General features: G+C 68.2%; 14 protein-coding genes and 1 other RNA gene. 2 read left to right on the top strand and 13 right to left on the bottom strand.

Translation table 11 applies throughout. The features are described from left to right. Positions 1–52: 52 nt before the first annotated feature. From ABV606_RS04585 to ABV606_RS04630, 10 genes are all read right to left on the bottom strand, one after another. Positions 53–1,051, bottom strand: a complete 999-nt coding sequence (locus tag ABV606_RS04585; RefSeq protein WP_353988535.1) for an LLM class flavin-dependent oxidoreductase — start codon at positions 1,049–1,051, stop codon at positions 53–55. Next, positions 1,048–1,656, bottom strand: coding sequence for a thymidine kinase (locus tag ABV606_RS04590; RefSeq protein ID WP_353988536.1), 609 nt, complete (start codon positions 1,654–1,656; stop codon positions 1,048–1,050). The genes ABV606_RS04585 and ABV606_RS04590 overlap by 4 nt, the downstream gene beginning before the upstream one ends. Beyond that, a complete protein-coding gene (locus ABV606_RS04595; RefSeq protein WP_281488609.1) occupies positions 1,656–2,348 on the bottom strand; it encodes a response regulator transcription factor in 693 nt (230 codons plus the stop codon). The genes ABV606_RS04590 and ABV606_RS04595 overlap by 1 nt, the downstream gene beginning before the upstream one ends. Continuing rightward, complete coding sequence (locus tag ABV606_RS04600; protein WP_353988537.1) at positions 2,338–3,468, bottom strand: hypothetical protein; 1,131 nt, start codon at positions 3,466–3,468, stop codon at positions 2,338–2,340. Before ABV606_RS04600 ends, ABV606_RS04595 begins: the two co-directional genes overlap by 11 nt. Then, positions 3,465–4,754, bottom strand: a complete 1,290-nt coding sequence (locus tag ABV606_RS04605; RefSeq protein ID WP_353988538.1) for a sensor histidine kinase — start codon at positions 4,752–4,754, stop codon at positions 3,465–3,467. Before ABV606_RS04605 ends, ABV606_RS04600 begins: the two co-directional genes overlap by 4 nt. Positions 4,755–5,013: 259 nt before the next feature. After that, the gene (locus ABV606_RS04610; protein ID WP_422785373.1) at positions 5,014–6,441 is read right to left on the bottom strand and encodes a malate:quinone oxidoreductase; all 1,428 of its coding nucleotides are present in this window, start codon (positions 6,439–6,441) and stop codon (positions 5,014–5,016) included. A gap of 82 nt (positions 6,442–6,523) precedes the next feature. Next, positions 6,524–7,582, bottom strand: a complete 1,059-nt coding sequence (locus ABV606_RS04615; RefSeq protein WP_281488613.1) for an aspartate-semialdehyde dehydrogenase — start codon at positions 7,580–7,582, stop codon at positions 6,524–6,526. Positions 7,583–8,048: 466 nt separating this feature from the next. Next, on the bottom strand, positions 8,049–9,314 hold the full coding sequence (locus ABV606_RS04620; RefSeq protein ID WP_281488614.1) for an aspartate kinase: 1,266 nt from the start codon (positions 9,312–9,314) through the stop codon (positions 8,049–8,051). Between the two features lie 179 nt (positions 9,315–9,493). Continuing rightward, positions 9,494–10,090: a recombination mediator RecR gene (recR, locus tag ABV606_RS04625; protein ID WP_281488615.1), complete on the bottom strand. Its 597-nt coding sequence runs from the start codon at positions 10,088–10,090 to the stop codon at positions 9,494–9,496. A 3-nt stretch (positions 10,091–10,093) separates the two neighbouring features. Then, positions 10,094–12,781, bottom strand: coding sequence for a DNA polymerase III subunit gamma and tau (locus ABV606_RS04630; RefSeq protein WP_353988539.1), 2,688 nt, complete (start codon positions 12,779–12,781; stop codon positions 10,094–10,096). 123 nt (positions 12,782–12,904) lie between these two features. Between ABV606_RS04630 and ABV606_RS04635 the strand changes: the two genes are divergently transcribed. Then, the gene (locus ABV606_RS04635; RefSeq protein ID WP_353988540.1) at positions 12,905–13,459 is read left to right on the top strand and encodes a TetR/AcrR family transcriptional regulator; all 555 of its coding nucleotides are present in this window, start codon (positions 12,905–12,907) and stop codon (positions 13,457–13,459) included. An 80-nt stretch (positions 13,460–13,539) separates the two neighbouring features. Next, positions 13,540–14,433 (top strand): alpha/beta fold hydrolase, encoded by an 894-nt coding sequence (locus tag ABV606_RS04640; protein WP_353988541.1) that lies wholly within the window; start codon positions 13,540–13,542, stop codon positions 14,431–14,433. Positions 14,434–14,648: 215 nt separating this feature from the next. On the opposite strand, the gene ffs is transcribed toward ABV606_RS04640, so the two are convergent. The 3 genes from ffs to pta form a co-directional block, all read right to left on the bottom strand. Then, positions 14,649–14,745, bottom strand: an RNA gene (gene ffs / locus ABV606_RS04645) — signal recognition particle sRNA small type. A 62-nt stretch (positions 14,746–14,807) separates the two neighbouring features. Continuing rightward, the gene (locus ABV606_RS04650) at positions 14,808–15,932 is read right to left on the bottom strand and encodes an acetate/propionate family kinase (RefSeq protein ID WP_353988542.1); all 1,125 of its coding nucleotides are present in this window, start codon (positions 15,930–15,932) and stop codon (positions 14,808–14,810) included. Beyond that, positions 15,929–18,133, bottom strand: a complete 2,205-nt coding sequence (gene pta, locus ABV606_RS04655) for a phosphate acetyltransferase (protein ID WP_353988543.1) — start codon at positions 18,131–18,133, stop codon at positions 15,929–15,931. The genes ABV606_RS04650 and pta overlap by 4 nt, the downstream gene beginning before the upstream one ends. Positions 18,134–18,167: the final 34 nt, after the last annotated feature.

An 18,167-nucleotide genomic window follows, 5' to 3' on the forward strand; every position in this document is an offset into this window, starting at 1 on the left:
GATCACCTCACCGCTGTTGCACCCAGCGCTCCGGAGTCAATGCGCTCCGGAGTCAATGCTCCGCCGCATCCATGAGCTCACGCACGATTTCCAGCGTTCGCTCACGATAGCGAAGTTCGGCTGCCGCTGGCACCACGATGAGCTCGTCAGCAGCCGTCGAGTCGAGCAGCTCGGCGATCGCAGCTCGCACCTGCTCGGCCGTGCCGACAGCCTGACGCTGGAGCCGTTCCTCGATGAAGAGCTCTTCGAACTGCGTGAGCTCATGGGCGAGCGCTTCTTCGATGCTCAACGGCTCAGGGTTCTGGCCTTGCCGTTGCTTGATGAAGCGCAAGAGTCCGGGAAGGGTTTGCGAACGCACCACCTCGACGTCTTCGTCAGAGACGACTTGCACGGCGATCGCGGCGTACGGGCTGTCGAGGTACTCACTCGCGCGGAAGTTGCTGCGATACATCCCGAGGGCGGCCTCGGTGTTCTCGCTCGAGAAGTGATGCGCGAAGGCAAAGGGCAGCCCGAGTTGGCCGGCCGCCTGCGCGCTGTACCCGCTCGAGCCCAGCAGCCAGACCTGCGGGCGATCGCCAGCGCCAGGCACAGCGGGAACCGGAGCCGTGTCATCGAAGTACGAGATGAGCTCCATGAGTTCGCTCGGGAACGCGTCTGCCCCGAAGCGGTCTCGGCGCAGCGCGCGGCTCGTCTGCTGGTCGCTTCCCGGCGCTCGCCCGATCCCGAGGTCGATGCGGTCGCCGTAGAGCGCCCTCAAGGTACCGAACTGCTCGGCGACCACGAGCGGGGCATGGTTCGGGAGCATGACTCCCCCGCTGCCGACGCGGATGCGCTCTGTGCGAGCCGCGATCGCGGCGATGAGCACCGGCGGCGAACTGGAGGCGATGGCGCGCATGCCGTGGTGCTCGGCGACCCAGAACCGCTCGTAGCCGAGCCGTTCAGCGGCGGCGGCGAGCGCGACTGTGCCATGCACGGCATCGGAATGGGTGCCGCCGGCCGGCTTCAGGGCGAGGTCGAGCACCGAGATGGGTACCCTGCGGAGGGCGGTCATGGTTCGAGCACCCCATTGCTCTCCTGCAGATAGCACGAGGCGCACAGCGACTCATAGGTCACATGGTCGCCGTCGATCGCAACCTGGTCGCCTGAGAACACGAACTCGCCGTTGATCTTGCGACCGTTGAAGATCGCCTTCCGCCCGCACCGGCAGATGGTCTTGAGCTCTTCGAGCGAGTGGGCCACTTCGAGCAGTCGGCCGCTTCCCTCGAACGCGCGCGTCTGGAAGTCGGTCCGGATGCCGTAGGCCAGCACGGGAACGTCGTCGAGCACGGCGATCCGCAACAGGTCGTCGACCTGCTCGACGGTGAGAAACTGCGCCTCATCCACGAGCAAGCAGGCGGCATCCTGCCCGGTGCGCAACTGCAGCTGATCGCGCTCATCGGCGAACCGGCTGCGCAAGTGCTCGTCGGCGCCGATGACGAAATCGGCTTCGCGCACCATCCCGAGCCTCGACACGATCGACGCGTCGCCGCGCGTGTCGATGACCGGCTTAGCGAGCAGCACCCTCTGACCGCGCTCCTCGTAGTTGTACGCCGCTTGCAGGAGAGCGGTGCTCTTGCCGCTGTTCATGGCGCCGTACCTGAAATACAGCTTCGCCACTAGCGCAGGTACCCGTCTTCGGCTGCTCTCCGCATGAGTTCCGACTTCCGTCCGGCGGGTCGGTCGACACGTGCGTACTTCTCGCGCACCCGGCGCAGGTAGGTCTTCGCAGTCTCGTACTTCACGTCCATGCGCTCGGCGACCTGCGACGTGCTGAGGCCGCTCGCGTAGAGCCGCAGTGCGGTCTCCTCGCCCTGGCTGAGACTCGGCCGCACTGGCGCCACCGCCCCAGAAGGGAGCGGGCGCCAGTCGTGCTGCAGCACCGTGTCGAGCGCCACGCCCATAGCGGTGCGGGCCGCATCCATCACCTGAGGCATCGATTCGGCCTTCGATACGAACCCGGCCGCTCCCGCGTTCAGCGCTCGCTGGCGAGCGTCATCGGTGTCGAGGCTGGTGAGCACGACCACTGCGGCGCCGGCCGCACGACAGGTGCGAACGCGTGCCTCGATCGACACCGGCTCTTGCAACTGGAAGTCGAGGAAGACGATATCGGTCGGGAACTGCGGGCTGCGCACCAATTCGATCCACGTTCGGGCGCACAAGACGACCTCGAAGTCGGGCGCGTTGGCGTCTATCCAGGTGCGGAGGCTATCGAGCAGCACCTCATGGTCGTCGAGGAGCGCGAGACGCCATCGACGATCGCGGCCGACCATGGACGAGGCGGCGTCTGGGGAAGCCGGCTCATCGTGCATAGCTGAATTTTAGCCACCGCGCAGGACCGTCCGTGCCGTAGTCGAAGCGGTCGAACAGCGCGCGCAGCATGCCGTAGTACGGCGTGAGCCGGGAAGCCGCCAATGGCACGGTCTGATCGAGTGAGAATTCGATGCTGCAGTCGACGACATCCGAGTCGCCGTTCGCACCTGAGGAGAGCGCGATGCGCAGCGATCCGTCGACCAATTGCGGATGCCGGCCGATCTGGCCGATCAGTGCACGCACCGCCGCCCGCTTCTCCGGCTCGAGGCCGATGGCCAGGCGGTCGGGATCGCTCACTGCGCCGCACTGCCCGACGGCTGCTTGCAACCAGGTGCGATTGGATTCTGCGACCATCACGTCTCTGAGCAGACGCGAGCGCTCTGCAGCTGCGGCTCGCAACTGCTCGTCTACCTCGCCGAGCTGCAGCGCTCGCTGAAACAGCGGGGTCACTTCGCGATTGAGCAGCGTGACGTGATCTTGCTGCACTGCTCGCGCGACTCCCCGCGCCAACTCGTCACTGTCGACGCCTGCCCTTTGTGGGGCGGTCGATTCCCACTCCCGGCGCGCGGCTATGGCGACGGTGGCGAACGCGGCCGCCGCGGTGCCGAACACCAGCACGGGTGCGCTGAACATCAACGGAGCCACCAAGGGGGGCGTCGCAGACAGCGTTCCGAAGGCCGCGAAGGTCACCCACACGGCAGCGGTCACCGTCGCGGTCGCGACGAGGAGTTGCCGGGGGGTGCAGTACCCGCTCTGAGCCAGGAGCAGCGTGGCGAGCACCACCGTCGACGCATGCTTCACCGCAGTTGGGTCGCCCTGCACCATCGCAGCCGATTCGAGAATGTGCGCCGCGACTCCGAGGGTCATGGTCACGACGAACGCGCCGCGGGGGTAATGCAAGCGCAACGGACTCGACGCCCAGATCAGCACCACTCCCGAGATGGCGAAGGTTCCCACCGCCCAGATCGCGAACTGCGGATAGCGGTAGAGCGTGGCCTGCGCCGCCATCACGACTGCGGGGTAGGCGATCAGGGCCAGTGCGAGCACACGCACGACGGGAGCCGCTCCGAACATGCTCGCACGATCGAGGCCCTGCAGAGTGTCGCCGGATGCCCTCATGCAGGGTCCTCGCAGACTGTGGCCGCGGTGGCGGTCACAGTCGCACGGGTGCTCGCGTTCGCGCTCCGGTTCGCGCTCGCCCTCGCGGTCGCGCTCGCGCTTGCGGCGAATGGCTTATCGTCGAGCGGCAGCGACAGCAGCACCGAGGTGCCGTGACCGGGCGTCGACCAGATTCGCGCGGCACCGCCTGCCCGTTCCATGCGCCCCAGGATCGACTCGCGCACGCCCAGGCGGTCATCCGCGATCGAGTCGGGGTCGAAGCCCGTGCCGGCGTCGACGATCACGACGGTGAGCTCGCCTTCACCTTCGAGCACCGCCACCTCAGCCCGGTTCGTTCCAGAGTGACGTCGAACATTCGACAGGCACTGCTCCACCGCACGCGCCAGCGCCGACCCACGCGTCTCGTCGAGGCGAGCGATCGCATGGACGTCGCCGGTCAGCGCGACGTCGAGTCCATCGAGCCTCGACCTGGTCACGGCATCCTGAAACGGCGTATCGATTGCGATCGAGAGCTCCGCGGTCGTCGCTTCCAGCAACCACTCACCGCCGACCAGCCGCCGCAGGTCGCGCTCGATCGCGGTGCGCAAGCGAGCGTCGAGGGGGCCGTCGGGCATGCGGGCCAGGGCAGCCAGATGGCCGAGCACAGTGTCATGGAGCAGGGCCGCTGCCTCGCGCTCGGCCTCCAAGCGGATGCCGTCGACTCTGTCGTGCTTGAGTGCGCCATACAGATGGCGCCGAAGGGACTCTGCACGGCCCCCGCCGAACGCGGCACGAGCCAGCGCCGGCAGCAGGAAGAGGAACAGCATCACGGATACCGGGTGCACGCCCTCGTCGACGCCGGTGAAGGCGGTGCCGAGGAATACGCTGGCGACGCCGATGACGAAGCCGGCCGTGCTCCACATCACGCCGACGCCGAATGTCTTCGCAGGGCCCGCGTTGCAGGTGAGGGCGGCGATGAAGAGCACATAGATCGCAGCGTTTCCGCCGAGCTGCGGCAGCTGAGAGCTGAGCGTCACGGCGTACCAGAACGACGCCGCGCCGCCGACGATCAAGAACAACAGCGTGGCCGCGGTCGAACGACTGCGCACGAGCAGGCCGAGCAGGGCAATCGCGGGAACGGTTGCGGCTGCGGCCGGCCAGATGATGAGGTCGGGCGAACTCAGCTGCATCAACATGGGCGCCAACGCCGCGATCGTGAGGGACACGGCGGCTGCGACGTGACTCGCGAATGCGATCGCTTCACTCAGGCTGCGCATCGCGAGGTGCTGCGGCAGACCCAGGCTCATGCGTCTCCAACCGGCGTACCCACGAGCCGTGATCGGCTCAGGCCGACGCGGTACGCCAGCCAGTTCGCATTATGCCAGCGCGCACCGTCATCAGGACGCCCGATTTCGCGGGCGTGAAGCCGCAATCGGCTCGATTCAGCCGGCTCGCCATGACGGCGGACCGACAGGTGATCCGACGGCTCGCCGAGCGGGCCGTTTCTGGCACAAATCGCCACGCCGACCCCGTATGGCGGGCGGCGCGAGCGGCGTTCCGGGGCGGCTACGCCAGCTGCAATGCCTTCGCTGTGCGGTTCAGCGTGCGAGTCGTGTTGGCCTTGTTGTCACTGAGTCGCTTGCCGTAGCTCGGGACCATCGCCTTGATCTTCGGCTGCCACGCGTCAGCGCGATCGGGGAAACACCGCTCGAGCAACTGCAGCATGATCGGCACAGCAGTCGAGGCGCCCGGTGAGGCGCCGAGCAGGCCGGCGATGGAGCCGTCTTGTGCGGCGATCACCTCGGTGCCGAACTGCAGCACACCCTTGCCCTCGGCATCCTTCTTGATGACCTGCACCCGCTGTCCGGCGGTGATGAGGTACCAGTCGTCGCCGTCGGCGTCGGGGTAGTACTCGCGCAGTGCGGCGAGACGCTTGTTGCGCCCGGCGAGGAGTTCGCCGACGAGGTACTTGACCAGATCGAAGTTCGAGAGCCCGACCTGGATCATCGGCAGGAGGTTGTGCGGGCGGATCGTCGAGAAGAGGTCGCCCCAGGAACCGCGCTTGAGGAACTTCGGGCTGAACCCGGCGTACGGCCCGAACATCAGGCTCTTCTCGCCGTCGACGACTCGCGTGTCGAGGTGGGGGACCGACATCGGCGGGGCGCCGACAGCGGCTTTTCCGTACACCTTGGCGTCGTGACGAGCGACGATGTCGGGGTTGTCGGTGCGCAGGAACTGACCGCTGATGGGGAAGCCCGCGAAACCCTTGATCTCGGGGATGCCGCTCTTCTGCAGCAGCGGCAAGGCGTGACCGCCGGCGCCCACGAAGACGAAGCGCGCGGTGTAGTACTCAGGGGCGCGGCCGACCTCGTGCCGGGTGCGGATCTTCCACAGGCCTTCGCGGGTGCGCTTGAGCGAGGTGACGCGCTCCTCGGTGTTGATGGCGGCGCCGCCGGCCACGAGATAGTCGAGCAGGTAGCGCGTCAGGGCGCCGAAGTCGACGTCAGTGCCCTGCACGACGCGGGTGGCCGCGATCGGCTGGCTCTTGGCGCGCCCGGGCATCAGCAGGGGAGCCCACTCGTGGATGACCCGCGGGTCGTCGCTGAACTCCATCGTGTTGAAGAGCGGGTGGCCCTTCAGAGCCTCGTAGCGCTTGCGAAGGTACTCGACGTTGTCTTCGCCCCAGACGAAGCTCATGTGCGGCACCGGGTTGATGAACGCCGACGGATCGGGCAACAACCCTTCACTCACCAGGAACGACCAGAACTGACGCGACACTTGGAACTGCTCGTTGATCGTGATCGCCTTCGCGGTCTCGATCGTGCCGTCCTCGAGCTGCGGCGTGTAGTTGAGCTCGCAGAGCGCGGAGTGGCCCGTGCCCGCGTTGTTCCATGCGTTGGAGCTCTCGCGAGCCGGCTCGCTCAGGGTCTCGAAGATCTGGATGGTCCAGCTGGGTTCCAGCTGCTTGATGATCGCTCCCAGCGTGGCACTCATGATGCCACCACCGATGAGCGCGACGTCGATGGGTTTTGTCACCCGACCATCCTATCGGCGCTCAGAAGTGCCCCAGCGCGGTCTACGCGGTGGGGGCCAGGCGCTTGGCCGCGATCAACTCGGCGATCTGCACGGCGTTCAGGGCCGCCCCCTTGCGCAGGTTGTCGTTCGAGATGAAGAGCGCGAGTCCGCGACCCCCGGGCACGCCCGGGTCCTGGCGGATGCGGCCGACATACGACGGGTCGCTGCCGGCGGCCTCGAGCGGCGTCGGCACATCGGTCAACTGCACGCCCGGGGCATCCTTCAACAGTTCCTGCGCGCGCTCGACCGAGAGCGGCTCGGCGAACTCGGCGTTCACCGAGAGCGAGTGGCCCGTGAACACCGGGACGCGCACGCACGTGCCGCTCACCAGCAGTTCGGGCAGGTCGAGGATCTTGCGGCTCTCGTTGCGGAGCTTCTTCTCCTCGTCGGTCTCGTGAAGTCCGTCATCGACGATCGAACCCGCCAGGGGCACGACATCGAACGCGATGGGGCGCACGTACGTCTTGGGCTCGGGGAACTCGACCGCGCGTCCGTCTTGCACGAGGCCTTCAACGTTCTGGTCGATGACCGCGCGCACCTGGCTGACGAGTTCTTCGGCACCGGCCAGCCCACTGCCCGACACGGCCTGGAAGGTGGTGACGATGAGGCGCTCGAGCCCTGCCTCGTCGCTCAGCGCCTTGAGCACGGGCATCGCGGCCATGGTGGTGCAGTTGGGGTTCGCGATGATGCCCTTGGGCGCCTCGTCGATCGCCTGCGGGTTCACCTCGCTGACGACGAGCGGCACCTCCGGGTCCATCCGCCACGCGCTCGAGTTGTCGATGACGGTGACGCCGGCGGCTGCGAACCGGGGCGCCTGGGCCCGGCTCGCGGCGCCTCCAGCGCTGAACAGTGCGATGTCGAGCCCGCTGGGGTCAGCCGTCTCGATGTCTTCGACCACGATGTCTTCGCCGCGGAACGACAGCGTCTTGCCGGCGCTGCGGGCAGTGGCGAAGAAGCGGATGCCGGCAATCGGGAACTCGCGCTGTTCGAGCAGGCCGCGCATCACCGTGCCGACCTGGCCGGTTGCGCCTACGACGCCGACGTTGAGTCCCTCTGCCACTGTTTCTCCTTGCTGGTGGTCTAGCGCGCCCAGTCCGCGCGCATGTCGATGACTAGTCTCCCGGATGCCGCTGGGATCGCGGTGAATGTTGCGCCACTCGGCGCGCGGGGGCCGCGACGGGCCTTGCCCCCTGGCGGCCCGCCTTGCTGCGCGGGTTTGGTGCAGTCGCGAGGGTTCAGACCCGCGCACGTGCACCAAACCCTCGCGACGGCGCCTGGCGTGGGCCTGGGCCTGGCCTGTCCTAGGCCTGGGCGGCCTGGGCCTTGCGCCCGTCAGCTTGCTGCGAGGGTTCGGTGCAGTCGCGAGGGTTCAAACCCGCGCACGTGCACCAAACCCTCGCGACAGCGTCGACCTAGGCCTGGGCCAGTCAGGTTGCTGCGCGGGTTTGATGCAGTTGCGAGGGTTCAAACCCGCGCACATGCACGAAACCCTCGCGACAGCGCCGCCGGGTGGTGTCGCGCGGCGGTCAGCGTCCTGTGCCGGCGTAGACGACAGCATCCTGGTCGCCGTCGAGGCCGAAGGCCGTGTGCACCACACGCACAGCATCGTTGATCGTGTCAGCGCGCGTGACGACCGAGATGCGGATCTCGCTGGTGGAGATCATCTCGATGTTGATGCCGGCATCCGACAGCGCCTGGAACAGCTGCGCCGAGACACCCGCGTTCGACCGCATGCCCGCACCGACCACGGCGAGCTTGCCGATCTGGTCGTCGTATTGCAGCGTGTCGAAGCCGACCGCATCCTTCTCGGCACGAAGCGCCTGCAGCGCCGACGGGCCCTGCGCCTTGGGCAGCGTGAACGAGATGTCGGTGAGGCCCGTCTCGGCCGCCGACACGTTCTGCACGATCATGTCGATATTGGCGCCCGCCTTGCCCAGGATCGTGAAGATCTGGGCGGCCTTGCCCGGAATATCCGGCACGCCGACCACGGTGATCTTCGCCTCGCTCAGGTCGGCTGCGACGCCGGCGATGATTGCCTCTTCCACGTTCTCTCCCTCTTGCGGGTTGACGACGAGGGTGCCCTCGCTGTTGTTGAACGACGACCGCACGTGGAGCGTGACTCCGTGTCGCCGGGCGAACTCGACGGCCCGCAGGTGCAGCACCTTCGAGCCGGCCGCTGCGAGCTCGAGCATCTCCTCCGCGGTGATCCGGTCGATCTTGGTGGCCTTCTTCACCACTCGCGGGTCGGCGGTGAAGACGCCGTCGACGTCGGTGTAGATCTCGCACATGTCGGCGTCGAGGGCGGCCGCGAGCGCGACGGCGCTCGTGTCGCTTCCGCCACGGCCGAGCGTGGTGATGTCACGCGAGTCGCGGTTGAAGCCCTGGAAGCCGGCGACGATGACGATGGAGCCCTCGTCGAGCGCCTCTCGCAACCGCACCGGCGTCACGTCGACGATGCGAGCCGCACCGTGCTGCGAGTCGGTGATCATGCCCGCTTGGCTGCCCGTGAAGCTCCGGGCGTCCATACCCATGCCCTTGATGGTCATGGCGAGCAGTGCCATGCTGATGCGCTCGCCCGCCGTGAGCAGCATGTCGAGCTCACGGGGTTCGGGGAACGGGGTGACCTCGCCCGCCAGATCGAGCAGCTCGTCAGTGGTGTCGCCCATGGCGCTGACCACCACCACGACGTCATTGCCGGCGCGGCGCGTCTCGACGATGCGCTTCGCGACCCGCTTGATGCTCTCGGCATCCGCAACCGACGATCCGCCGTACTTCTGCACGATCAAGCTCACGGGCGTTACTCCTGGGGGCTGTGGCACGTCTGAGTGCGTGGTGATTGCGACGGATGCTGAAACCGCCGGTTGCACGATCCTTCGGGCGCGGACCGGACGACCTCGAAGCGGTGGCCCCATTCTACGCAGCGCTCGGATGGCGCTCTGCCGCTCCGACCCGCGGGATGGTGCGGGTCGACCTACTCGACGACGCGCCGTCCCTCGAAGGCGCGACCGAGGGTCACCTCGTCGGCGTACTCGAGGTCGCCGCCCACGGGCAGTCCCGATGCGAGGCGGGTGACGCGCAGGCCGGGCTGTTGCAGCATGCGCGTGAGATACGTGGCGGTCGCCTCGCCCTCGAGGTTCGGATCGGTCGCGATGATGACCTCGGTGACGGTGCCGTCGGCGAGGCGCTGCAGCAGTTGCTTGATGCGCAGGTCGTCTGGACCGATGCCGTCGATCGGGCTGATGGCGCCGCCGAGCACGTGGTAGAGCCCTCGGAACTCGCGTGTGCGCTCGATCGCGACGACGTCTTTCGCCTCTTCGACCACGCAGATTGTCTGCGCGTTGCGCCGCGGGTCGCGGCAGATCGTGCAGGTGTCTTCTTCAGAGACGTTGCCGCAGATCTCGCAGAAGCGCACGCGCTCCTTGATCTGGGTGAGCAGTTCGGCGAGCCGGCTCACGTCGACGCTCTCGGTCTGCAGAATGTGGAACGCGATGCGCTGCGCCGACTTGGGGCCGATGCCCGGAAGTCGGCCGAGCTCGTCGATCAGTTCCTGAACGATTCCCTCGTACACGGATCAGTACCCGCCGTTCGGCGAGAAGGTGGAAGCGCTCGGCGATGCTGAGGGCAAGGGCTGCTCCTCGATGAAGCGGGCGCCCAGCACCTCGCGCACGACCGCCTCGCCGTAGCGTTCGCGGCCGTTGGCCGCTCGGGCCGGCGAATCGACCGTCGCCGGTGAGCGTTGCCCGCGTGACGACGCAGAGGCAGCCCGCGCTGCGGATGAGGACGCTGTGGATGAGGTCGCTGTGGACGAGGACGCTGAGGATGACGCGGCCGCGGATGACGCAGCGGCGGATGCCGCGTTGGAGCGCGGCTCCTCGCTCACCGCTCCCCCGCCGCCCGAAGCGGCCTGCGTGGCGGGAGCGCCCGCGGACTCCGAGGGCGGACTCACGGGCGAAGGAACGGAACCTGGAATCGGTGCGACATCCCATGAGAGCGACGCCGGCTCCTCAGGGGTGGGTGGCTCGATGTCGGGGTAGTCGTCGGGCGGGGGCACGTCGTCTTCTGAGAACGGGATGCTCTCTGGCTGTGCAGGAGGGGTCACTGAGCGCCCTCGGGCCGCAGGTCTCGCCGCAGCTGGAGCTCCGGTAGCCGCCGATGAAGCGCCACCGCGCGAGCGGGCGTCAGCAGACGAAGCAGCCGGACCTCGATCGTTGCGTGCCTTCGACCCGGAGTCCTGCTGAGCAGGGCCCACCGCCGGCCGCTCTGCCGCCTGCGAAGGCGGCGCGGCAACGCTCCGGGAACCCTCGGGACTCCCGGCGGCACGCGGCTTGGTGGCCGCAGCCGCGGCCGTAGCAGCACCGGCGTCGGCGGAAGCCGGAGCCGCACCGGTTCCAGCCCCAGCCGCTGAAGCCGATGGGCGTCGCGCCTGACTCGAAGGAGGAGCACCTGCGCCGCGCGGCGCGTCACTCGCCCCGGACACGACGCGAGCGAGGAACTTCACCCGCACACCGAGCGCATCGAAGATGGCTCGCCGCAGGATCTCGCTGACACCCTCTCCAGCAGTCTCGGGCTTGCGGAAGCTGTCGACATCCGCCTGGTTCGGGAACGACAAGGTGAGCACGTCATCGACGAGGTCGCGAGGCTGAGCATTGAACACGACCGCCCACGCGCTGCGCTTCACCTTCTGCACGCGCTCGAGCACCTGGGGCCAGGTGTCGCGCACCTGCTGCACGGTCACCGGGCCTACCGGGATCGACGGAGGTGCATCGTCACTGCGACCCGAGACACCGGGAACTCCCCAAGCGGCCTCAGCAGCCCGGGCGGGCGAGACGTGGGGTTGCGGCTCGATCGCGGCGGACGCAGGAGCAGTGGACGGCGCCGCGACACCGGCATCCGCCGTCGAAGCGGGGTTCTTCGCTGCCGGGGCAGGTGCGTCGGCAGCCGAAACACCGTGCGCAGCTGAAGCCGGAGCGGCCACGATCGACTCGGGAACGCCGACAGGCGGCGTGTCGCGCTTCGAGGGCGCATCGCCACGAGCGGCAGCCCATGCAGGGGCCTGCGACGAGGATGCCGGCGAGACCGAAGCGTCGTGACCGGCGTCGACCCCGATGCGGCGCTCGAGCCGTTCAACCCTTGCCAGGGCGCCGCGCTCGGCGTCGCCGACAGCCGGCACGAGGAGCCGGGCGACCATCAGTTCGAGGTGCAGCCGTGGCGACGTCGCGCCCACCATGTCGGTGAGCGCTGCGTTCACCACGTCGGCCGCGCGTGAGAGCTCGGCGTTGCCGAACGCGGGGGCCTGCCGCGCCAGAGTGTCGAGTTCGTCTTGCGGGGTGCCGCGGAGCACTGAGGCCGCGCGTTCGCCGGTGGCAGCGACGACGATGAGATCGCGAAGGCGCTCAAGGAGGTCTTCGACGAACCGGCGCGGATCTTGACCGGTCTGGATCACACGGTCGATGGCGGCGAACACTGCCGAGGCGTCTCGAGCGGCGAGCGCGTCGATCACCTCGTCGAGCAGCGCACCATGTGTGTAGCCCAGCAGCGCGACAGCGCGCTCATAGTCGATCGACGTATCGTCTGAGCCGGCGATGAGCTGGTCGAGCAGCGAGAGCGTGTCGCGCACCGATCCGCCTCCGGCGCGCACCACGAGGGGCAGCACGCCGGCGGCCGCAGTGACCCCCTCGCTCGCGATGAGCCCTTCGATGTACTCGAGCATCTGAGCGGGCGGCACGAGCCGGAACGGGTAGTGGTGCGTGCGCGAGCGGATCGTGCCGATGACCTTCTCGGGCTCGGTGGTCGCGAAGATGAACTTCACGTGCTCGGGTGGTTCTTCGACGATCTTGAGGAGCGCGTTGAAGCCGCCGGAGGTCACCATGTGGGCTTCGTCGATGATGAAGATCTTGTACCGGTCGCGCGCGGGCGCGAAGATCGCGCGTTCACGAAGATCGCGCGCATCTTCGACACCGCCGTGGCTGGCGGCGTCGATCTCGACGACATCGAGTGAGCCACCACCGTCGCGAGAGAGCTCGACGCAGCTCGGGCAGACGCCGCACGGCTCGTCGGTCGGGCCTTCGACGCAGTTCAGGCAGCGAGCCAGGATGCGAGCGGAGGTGGTCTTTCCGCACCCGCGAGGACCGCTGAAGAGGTAGGCGTGATTGACCCGGTCGGTGCGCAGCGCAGTGCGGAGCGGGTCGGTCACCTGCGCCTGCCCGATGAGCTCGGCGAACGTCTCAGGACGGTAGCGACGGTAGAGGGCGGTGACCACGGCACAAGAGTAGCCGTCACCACTGACAACGGATGCCGCCGGTGGATGCCGATGAAGAACGCAGCGACGGATGCCGCCGCTCCCCGACGCGCACCAGGGAACACGCGCCATAGGGTGGCTCTCATGACCACTCTCTCGAACCGCACACGTGCGCTCGAGGCCGCGGTGCAGGTGCTCGGATCGCAAGGCGTGCGAGCGCTCACGCATGCGCGCGTGGACGAGGCCGCCGGGCTTCCCAAGGGGTCGACCTCGAACTCGTTCCGCACGCGGGCCTCGCTGCTCGCGGGCGTGGTCGAATGGCTCGATGCGGCTGACCGGAGCGGCCTCGACGATCACGGCGAGCGAATGCCGCAGACTCCCGAGCAGTTCGTCGATGCCCTCACCTCGTTCGCCCTCGTCGCCACGGGGCCCGAACGTGCACGCACCACCGCCCGGTTCGCGCTCTTCGTCGAGGCCGCCCACAACGACACCCTCCGCGAAACGCTCGCGCGAGGACGCGCGCATGTGCTGGCAGGTGCCGAGGCGACGCTCCGCGCGCTCGGCGCTCAGGACCCGGTGACGAGCGCCCGCACGATCGGTGCGGTCTCCGACGGCGTCATGCTGCACCGACTCACCGTCGATCCGGGCCTCGATCCGAGGCCGCATCTCCAGGCCGCCGTCGACGCCGCGCTGCACTGACAGAGGCAGTGCTTCACAGGAACGCTGCCGTGCACTACAGGCATAGTACACATCTACTATGAACGTAGTATCCTGAGCGCATGACCGATCTCGGCGCAGCGGTGGCGCTCACGATCCCGGGCGTGAAGCACCGCACCCTCGAACTTCCCGGCCTCTCCATGCACGTCGCCGAAGCCGGCGACGGCGAGCCTGTCGTGCTGCTGCACGGCTTCTTCCAGCACTGGTGGGAATGGCGCCATCTCATCCCACCGCTCGCCGAGCGCTACCGCGTCATCGCGCCCGATCTGCGCGGCGCCGGCATGACCGATGCTCCCGGCGAGGGCTACACGCGTGAACAGCTCACAGCCGATGTGGTCGCACTGCTCGACGCCCTCCGCCTCGAACGGGTGCGGCTCGTGGCCCACGACTGGTCGGGGCTCATCGGGTTCCTGGTGTGCCTGCAGCATCCGCAGCGCGTGCGCCAGTACGTGCCGATGAGCACTGGGCACCCCTACATCCGCATGAGCGGCAAAGCGTTGACGGGGCTCTGGCGCACCTGGTTCCAGCTCGCGATCGCGACGCCGTGGCTCGGCCCGCGTCTCATCGGGCACGGGCGCCAGCAGTTCTTGCGCGACCTCTACCGCCGTTCGGTCGTCGACTCCGACGCGTGGACCGATGCCGACATGGAGGTGTTCCTCGCCCAGCTGCGCGACCTGCGGCGAGCACGCGACGGGTCGAAGCTGTACCGCGACTTCTTGCTTCCCGAGTTCAGCCGCATCCTTCGCGGCGCCTACCGGCAGCAGCGGCTCACGACCCCGACGCTCATGCTCAACGGAGAGAAGGATGCCGGCATCCAGCCGTCGTTCCTGCGCGGATACGAGTCGCACGCCGATGAGATGACGATTGAGCAGGTGCCCGGCGTCGGCCACTTCATCGCCGACGAGGCGCCGGAGCGGGTCGCGGCGCGGGTGCTCGCTTTCTTCGCCGAGTGCTGAGCCCGGAGCCGCGAACTCGCCGCCCGCTTCGCGCGGGCCTTGCGAGGCATACCTGCGTCGTCGAGGGTTGCTTCACCTCGCGGAGCGGGAAACCCTGCCCGAGGCTGAGGGCACGGCTGCGACAGGGCGCGGCCAGGCGTAGAGAGAGGCGGGCGGTGCGCAGAAGGACGCGGGCTGTGCGCAGAAGGACGCGCAAGAGGGGGTAGTGCGGAAAAGAAAGGGACCCCTCGCGCACCCGACAGAGCCCGGTTACCCTTGCTACGTTTCCGTCCTGGGGGAGTTGGCCTGGATATCGTCACGCGAGGAGCCGTGAACGAGTCTAACCGACACGACCGAGTGAGGCACGAACAGCTGAACGCCGACGAGGGTGACGTTCAACCCACGAGGGAGATCGCCTGCCGCGCGATCTCGAGTTCCTCATTGGTCGGGATGACCATCACGCTGACGGGTGCGCCCTCCGGTGAGATGAGGCGGGCTTCGCCCGATTGCAGCTCGTTCCGATCGTCATCGACGCGGATGCCGAGGTGCTCGAGCCCGCGAAGTGCACGCCTGCGCAGCAGGGCATTGTTCTCGCCGATGCCGGCCGTGAACACGAGCGCGTCGAGCCCGCCGAGCTCTGCGTAGTACGCGCCGATGTAGTGCCGAATGCGGTGACGCCATACCTGCAGCGCGAGCTCGGCGGCGGCATCCGATCGCAGCGCAGCGTCTTGCACGTCTCGCATATCGCGCGACCCGGTCATGCCGAGCAGCCCGCTCTCGCGATTGAGCAGCCGGTCGAGGTCGTCGACGCCCATGCCGGTCTGCCGGGCGATGTGGAAGATCGCGCCCGGGTCGATATCGCCCGATCGCGTGCCCATCACCAAGCCTTCGAGGGGTGTCAGGCCCATCGATGTGTCGATCGACCGTCCGCCTGAGACCGCTGTGACGGAGGCGCCGTTGCCGAGGTGCAGCACGATGGTGCGAAGCTCGTTGAGCGGGCGGCCGAGCAGCACCGCCGCCTGCTCCGACACGTACTTGTGCGAGGTGCCGTGGAAGCCGTACCGTCGCACGTCATACCGCGCGGCGAGTTCCGTATCGATCGCGTAGGTGTACGCCGCGGGCGGGAGCGTCTGATGGAACGCGGTGTCGAAGACCGCGACGTGCGGCACCCCGGGGAGCGCGGCTCGTGCCGCTCGGATGCCGAGCAGGTTCGCCGGGTTGTGGAGGGGTGCGAGCGAGGCGAGCCGGTCGATCTCGGCCTCCACCCCGTCGTCGATGAGCGTCGGCCCGTCGAATGCGCTGCCGCCATGGACCACACGGTGCCCGACCGCCGCGATCTCACGCCCGCTTCCGAGCTCCTCGAGCACGAGCTGCATGCCCTCGGTGTGATTCGCGATGAACGAGCCCGGCTCGCCGATGCGCTCGATGAGTCCGCTCGCCTGGCGCTCACCGGTCTCGTGATCGAGCAGCTGGTACTTGATGGATGAGGAGCCGGAGTTCACGACGAAGACGGTGCTCATGCGCTGAGCTCCGAAGACTCGAGCGCTTCGGATGCCGCAGGCGCCGAGTCGGCCTGCGACGGCTGAGGCCCGGCATCCGCATCGAGTCCCGATTGAGCCTGGATGGCGGTGATCGCGACCGTGTTCACGATGTCGCGCACGAGCGCCCCTCGCGAGAGGTCGTTGATCGGCTTCTTGAGTCCCTGCAGCACCGGTCCGATCGCCACGGCTCCGGCCGAGCGCTGCACCGCCTTGTAGGTGTTGTTGCCAGTGTTGAGATCGGGAAACACGAAGACCGTGGCACGGCCGGCGACCGCCGAGCCGGGCATCTTCTTGGCCGCGACTTCGGGGTCCGCGGCAGCGTCGTACTGGATCGGCCCCTCGACGAGCAGATCGGGCCTCCGCTCGCGCACGAGGGCGGTCGCCGCCCGCACCTTGTCGACGTCGGCACCAGAGCCGCTGTCTCCGGTCGAGTAGCTCAACATCGCCACGCGCGGCTCGATGCCGAACTGCGCCGCGGTACCGGCGGAGGAGATCGCGATGTCGGCGAGCTGTTCCGCGGTCGGGTCGGGGATGACCGCGCAGTCACCGTAGACGAGCACACGATCGGCGAGCAGCATCAGGAAGACGCTGGAGACGACCGAGACCCCCGGCTTGGTCTTGATGATCTCGAACGCCGGACGGATCGTGTGCGCGGTGGTGTGCTGGGCGCCAGACACCATGCCGTCGGCGAGGCCGAGCTGCACCATGAGCGTGCCGAAGTACGAGACGTCGGTGACGGTGTCGGTGGCGAGTTCCGAGCTGATCCCCTTGTGGACGCGAAGCCTCGCGTACTCATCCGCGAACCGTTCCCGCAGCTCGGGATCGAACGGGCTGACGATCGCAGTGTCGCCGAGTTCGACCCCGAGCTCTGCGGCGCGCGCCCTGATCGCCGCATCGTCGCCGAGGATCGTCAGGCGCACGACGCCTCGTCTCACCAACTGCTCGGCGGCCTGCAGAATGCGGTCATCGGAGCCCTCCGGCAGCACGATGTGCTTCAGGTCGGCCCGCGCGCGTTCGATCAGTCCGCGTTCGAACATGAGCGGGGTCACCACATCGGATGCCGTCACATCGAGCGCCGCGAGCAGTGCTGCCGCGTCGACGTGCTCGTCGAACAGCGACACCGCTCGCTCGTGCTTCCGCGGCGACTCGGCCGCGAGGCGCCCCTTCGTGGTCGCCAGGCGCCTGGCGGTCTCGTAGGTGCCGAGCTCCGTGCGCGCGATCGGCACGCGTGCCCCGGATGCCGCGACGAGTCGCTCGATCTGCGGCGCAATCGGGAACCCGCCGTTCAGCAGGATGCCCGCGAGCTGAGGAAACGCGCCCGACGTCTGCGACATGATGGCTCCGACGAGCACATCGGCCCGGTCACCGGCCGTCACCAGCACCGACCGCTCGATGAGGCGGCTCAAGACGTTCTCCATGGTCATGCCCGCGACGACGAACCCCATCGCCTCAGCATCGAGCAGCGCGGGATCACCGAAGAGCAGCTCGCTCTCGGTCGCCTCGAACAGCGAGCGCACGGTCGGCGCGACGAGCACGGGGTCCTCCGGGATCACCCACACGTGGGCGTCGCTCGCGGGCTCGCTGCCACCGGAACGTTGGCCGCCGAGGGTCTGTCGCACCCGTTCGCCGATGGCGTCGAGTTGCTCGGCATCCGCACGGTTGACGATCACGGCGAGCAACGCGGCGTGCTGGCTTGCGAGCTCGTGCTCCGTGACTTCGGCGAGTTGACGCAGCTGCTCAGCGCTGCGCGCGGTCGTGCCGTCGGAGGCGCGCCCGCCCAGTACGAGCAGCACGGGAGCGCCGAGGTTCGCCGCCACGCGCGCGTTGAACGACAGCTCAGTCGGAACCGCCACATCGGTGTAGTCGGAGCCGAGGATCACTATCGCATCGCAGCGGTGCTCGATGGCAGCGAAGCGAGCAAGGATGCCGGCGAGCGCCGCATCCGGGTCGTTGTGCACGTCTTCGTAGCTCGCGCCGACGCAGTCCTCGTAGCCGAGGCCGGCGGTCTGGTGCTCGAGGAGCGCCTCGAGCACGTAGTCGCGGCCGTGAGTCGCGCGCGCGACGGGCCGGAAGACGCCCACTCGCCGCACTTTCCGTGCGAGCGCCTCGATCACGCCGATCGCGATCGTCGACTTGCCTGCTTGTCCTTCTGCTGAGGTGATGAAGATGCGCGTCGCCACGCCGTCACCCTACGCCTGACAGCGGCGAGCGCCC

It is taken from the genome of Ruicaihuangia caeni (assembly GCF_040536845.1).
Classification (GTDB): domain Bacteria; phylum Actinomycetota; class Actinomycetes; order Actinomycetales; family Microbacteriaceae; genus Ruicaihuangia; species Ruicaihuangia caeni.

What these genes read in the sequence shown, in the direction of transcription:
- ABV606_RS04605 (WP_353988538.1), bottom strand. Translation starts at nt 4,754, where the DNA reads ATGAGCCTGGGTCTGCCGCAGCACCTCGCGATGCGCAGCCTGAGTGAA.
- ABV606_RS04650 (WP_353988542.1), bottom strand. Translation starts at nt 15,932, where the DNA reads ATGAGCACCGTCTTCGTCGTGAACTCCGGCTCCTCATCCATCAAGTAC.
- ABV606_RS04640 (WP_353988541.1), top strand. Translation starts at nt 13,540, where the DNA reads ATGACCGATCTCGGCGCAGCGGTGGCGCTCACGATCCCGGGCGTGAAG.
- ABV606_RS04635 (WP_353988540.1), top strand. Translation starts at nt 12,905, where the DNA reads ATGACCACTCTCTCGAACCGCACACGTGCGCTCGAGGCCGCGGTGCAG.
- ABV606_RS04595 (WP_281488609.1), bottom strand. Translation starts at nt 2,348, where the DNA reads ATGCACGATGAGCCGGCTTCCCCAGACGCCGCCTCGTCCATGGTCGGC.
- ABV606_RS04610 (WP_422785373.1), bottom strand. Translation starts at nt 6,441, where the DNA reads ATGAGTGCCACGCTGGGAGCGATCATCAAGCAGCTGGAACCCAGCTGG.
- ABV606_RS04585 (WP_353988535.1), bottom strand. Translation starts at nt 1,051, where the DNA reads ATGACCGCCCTCCGCAGGGTACCCATCTCGGTGCTCGACCTCGCCCTG.
- ABV606_RS04600 (WP_353988537.1), bottom strand. Translation starts at nt 3,468, where the DNA reads ATGAGGGCATCCGGCGACACTCTGCAGGGCCTCGATCGTGCGAGCATG.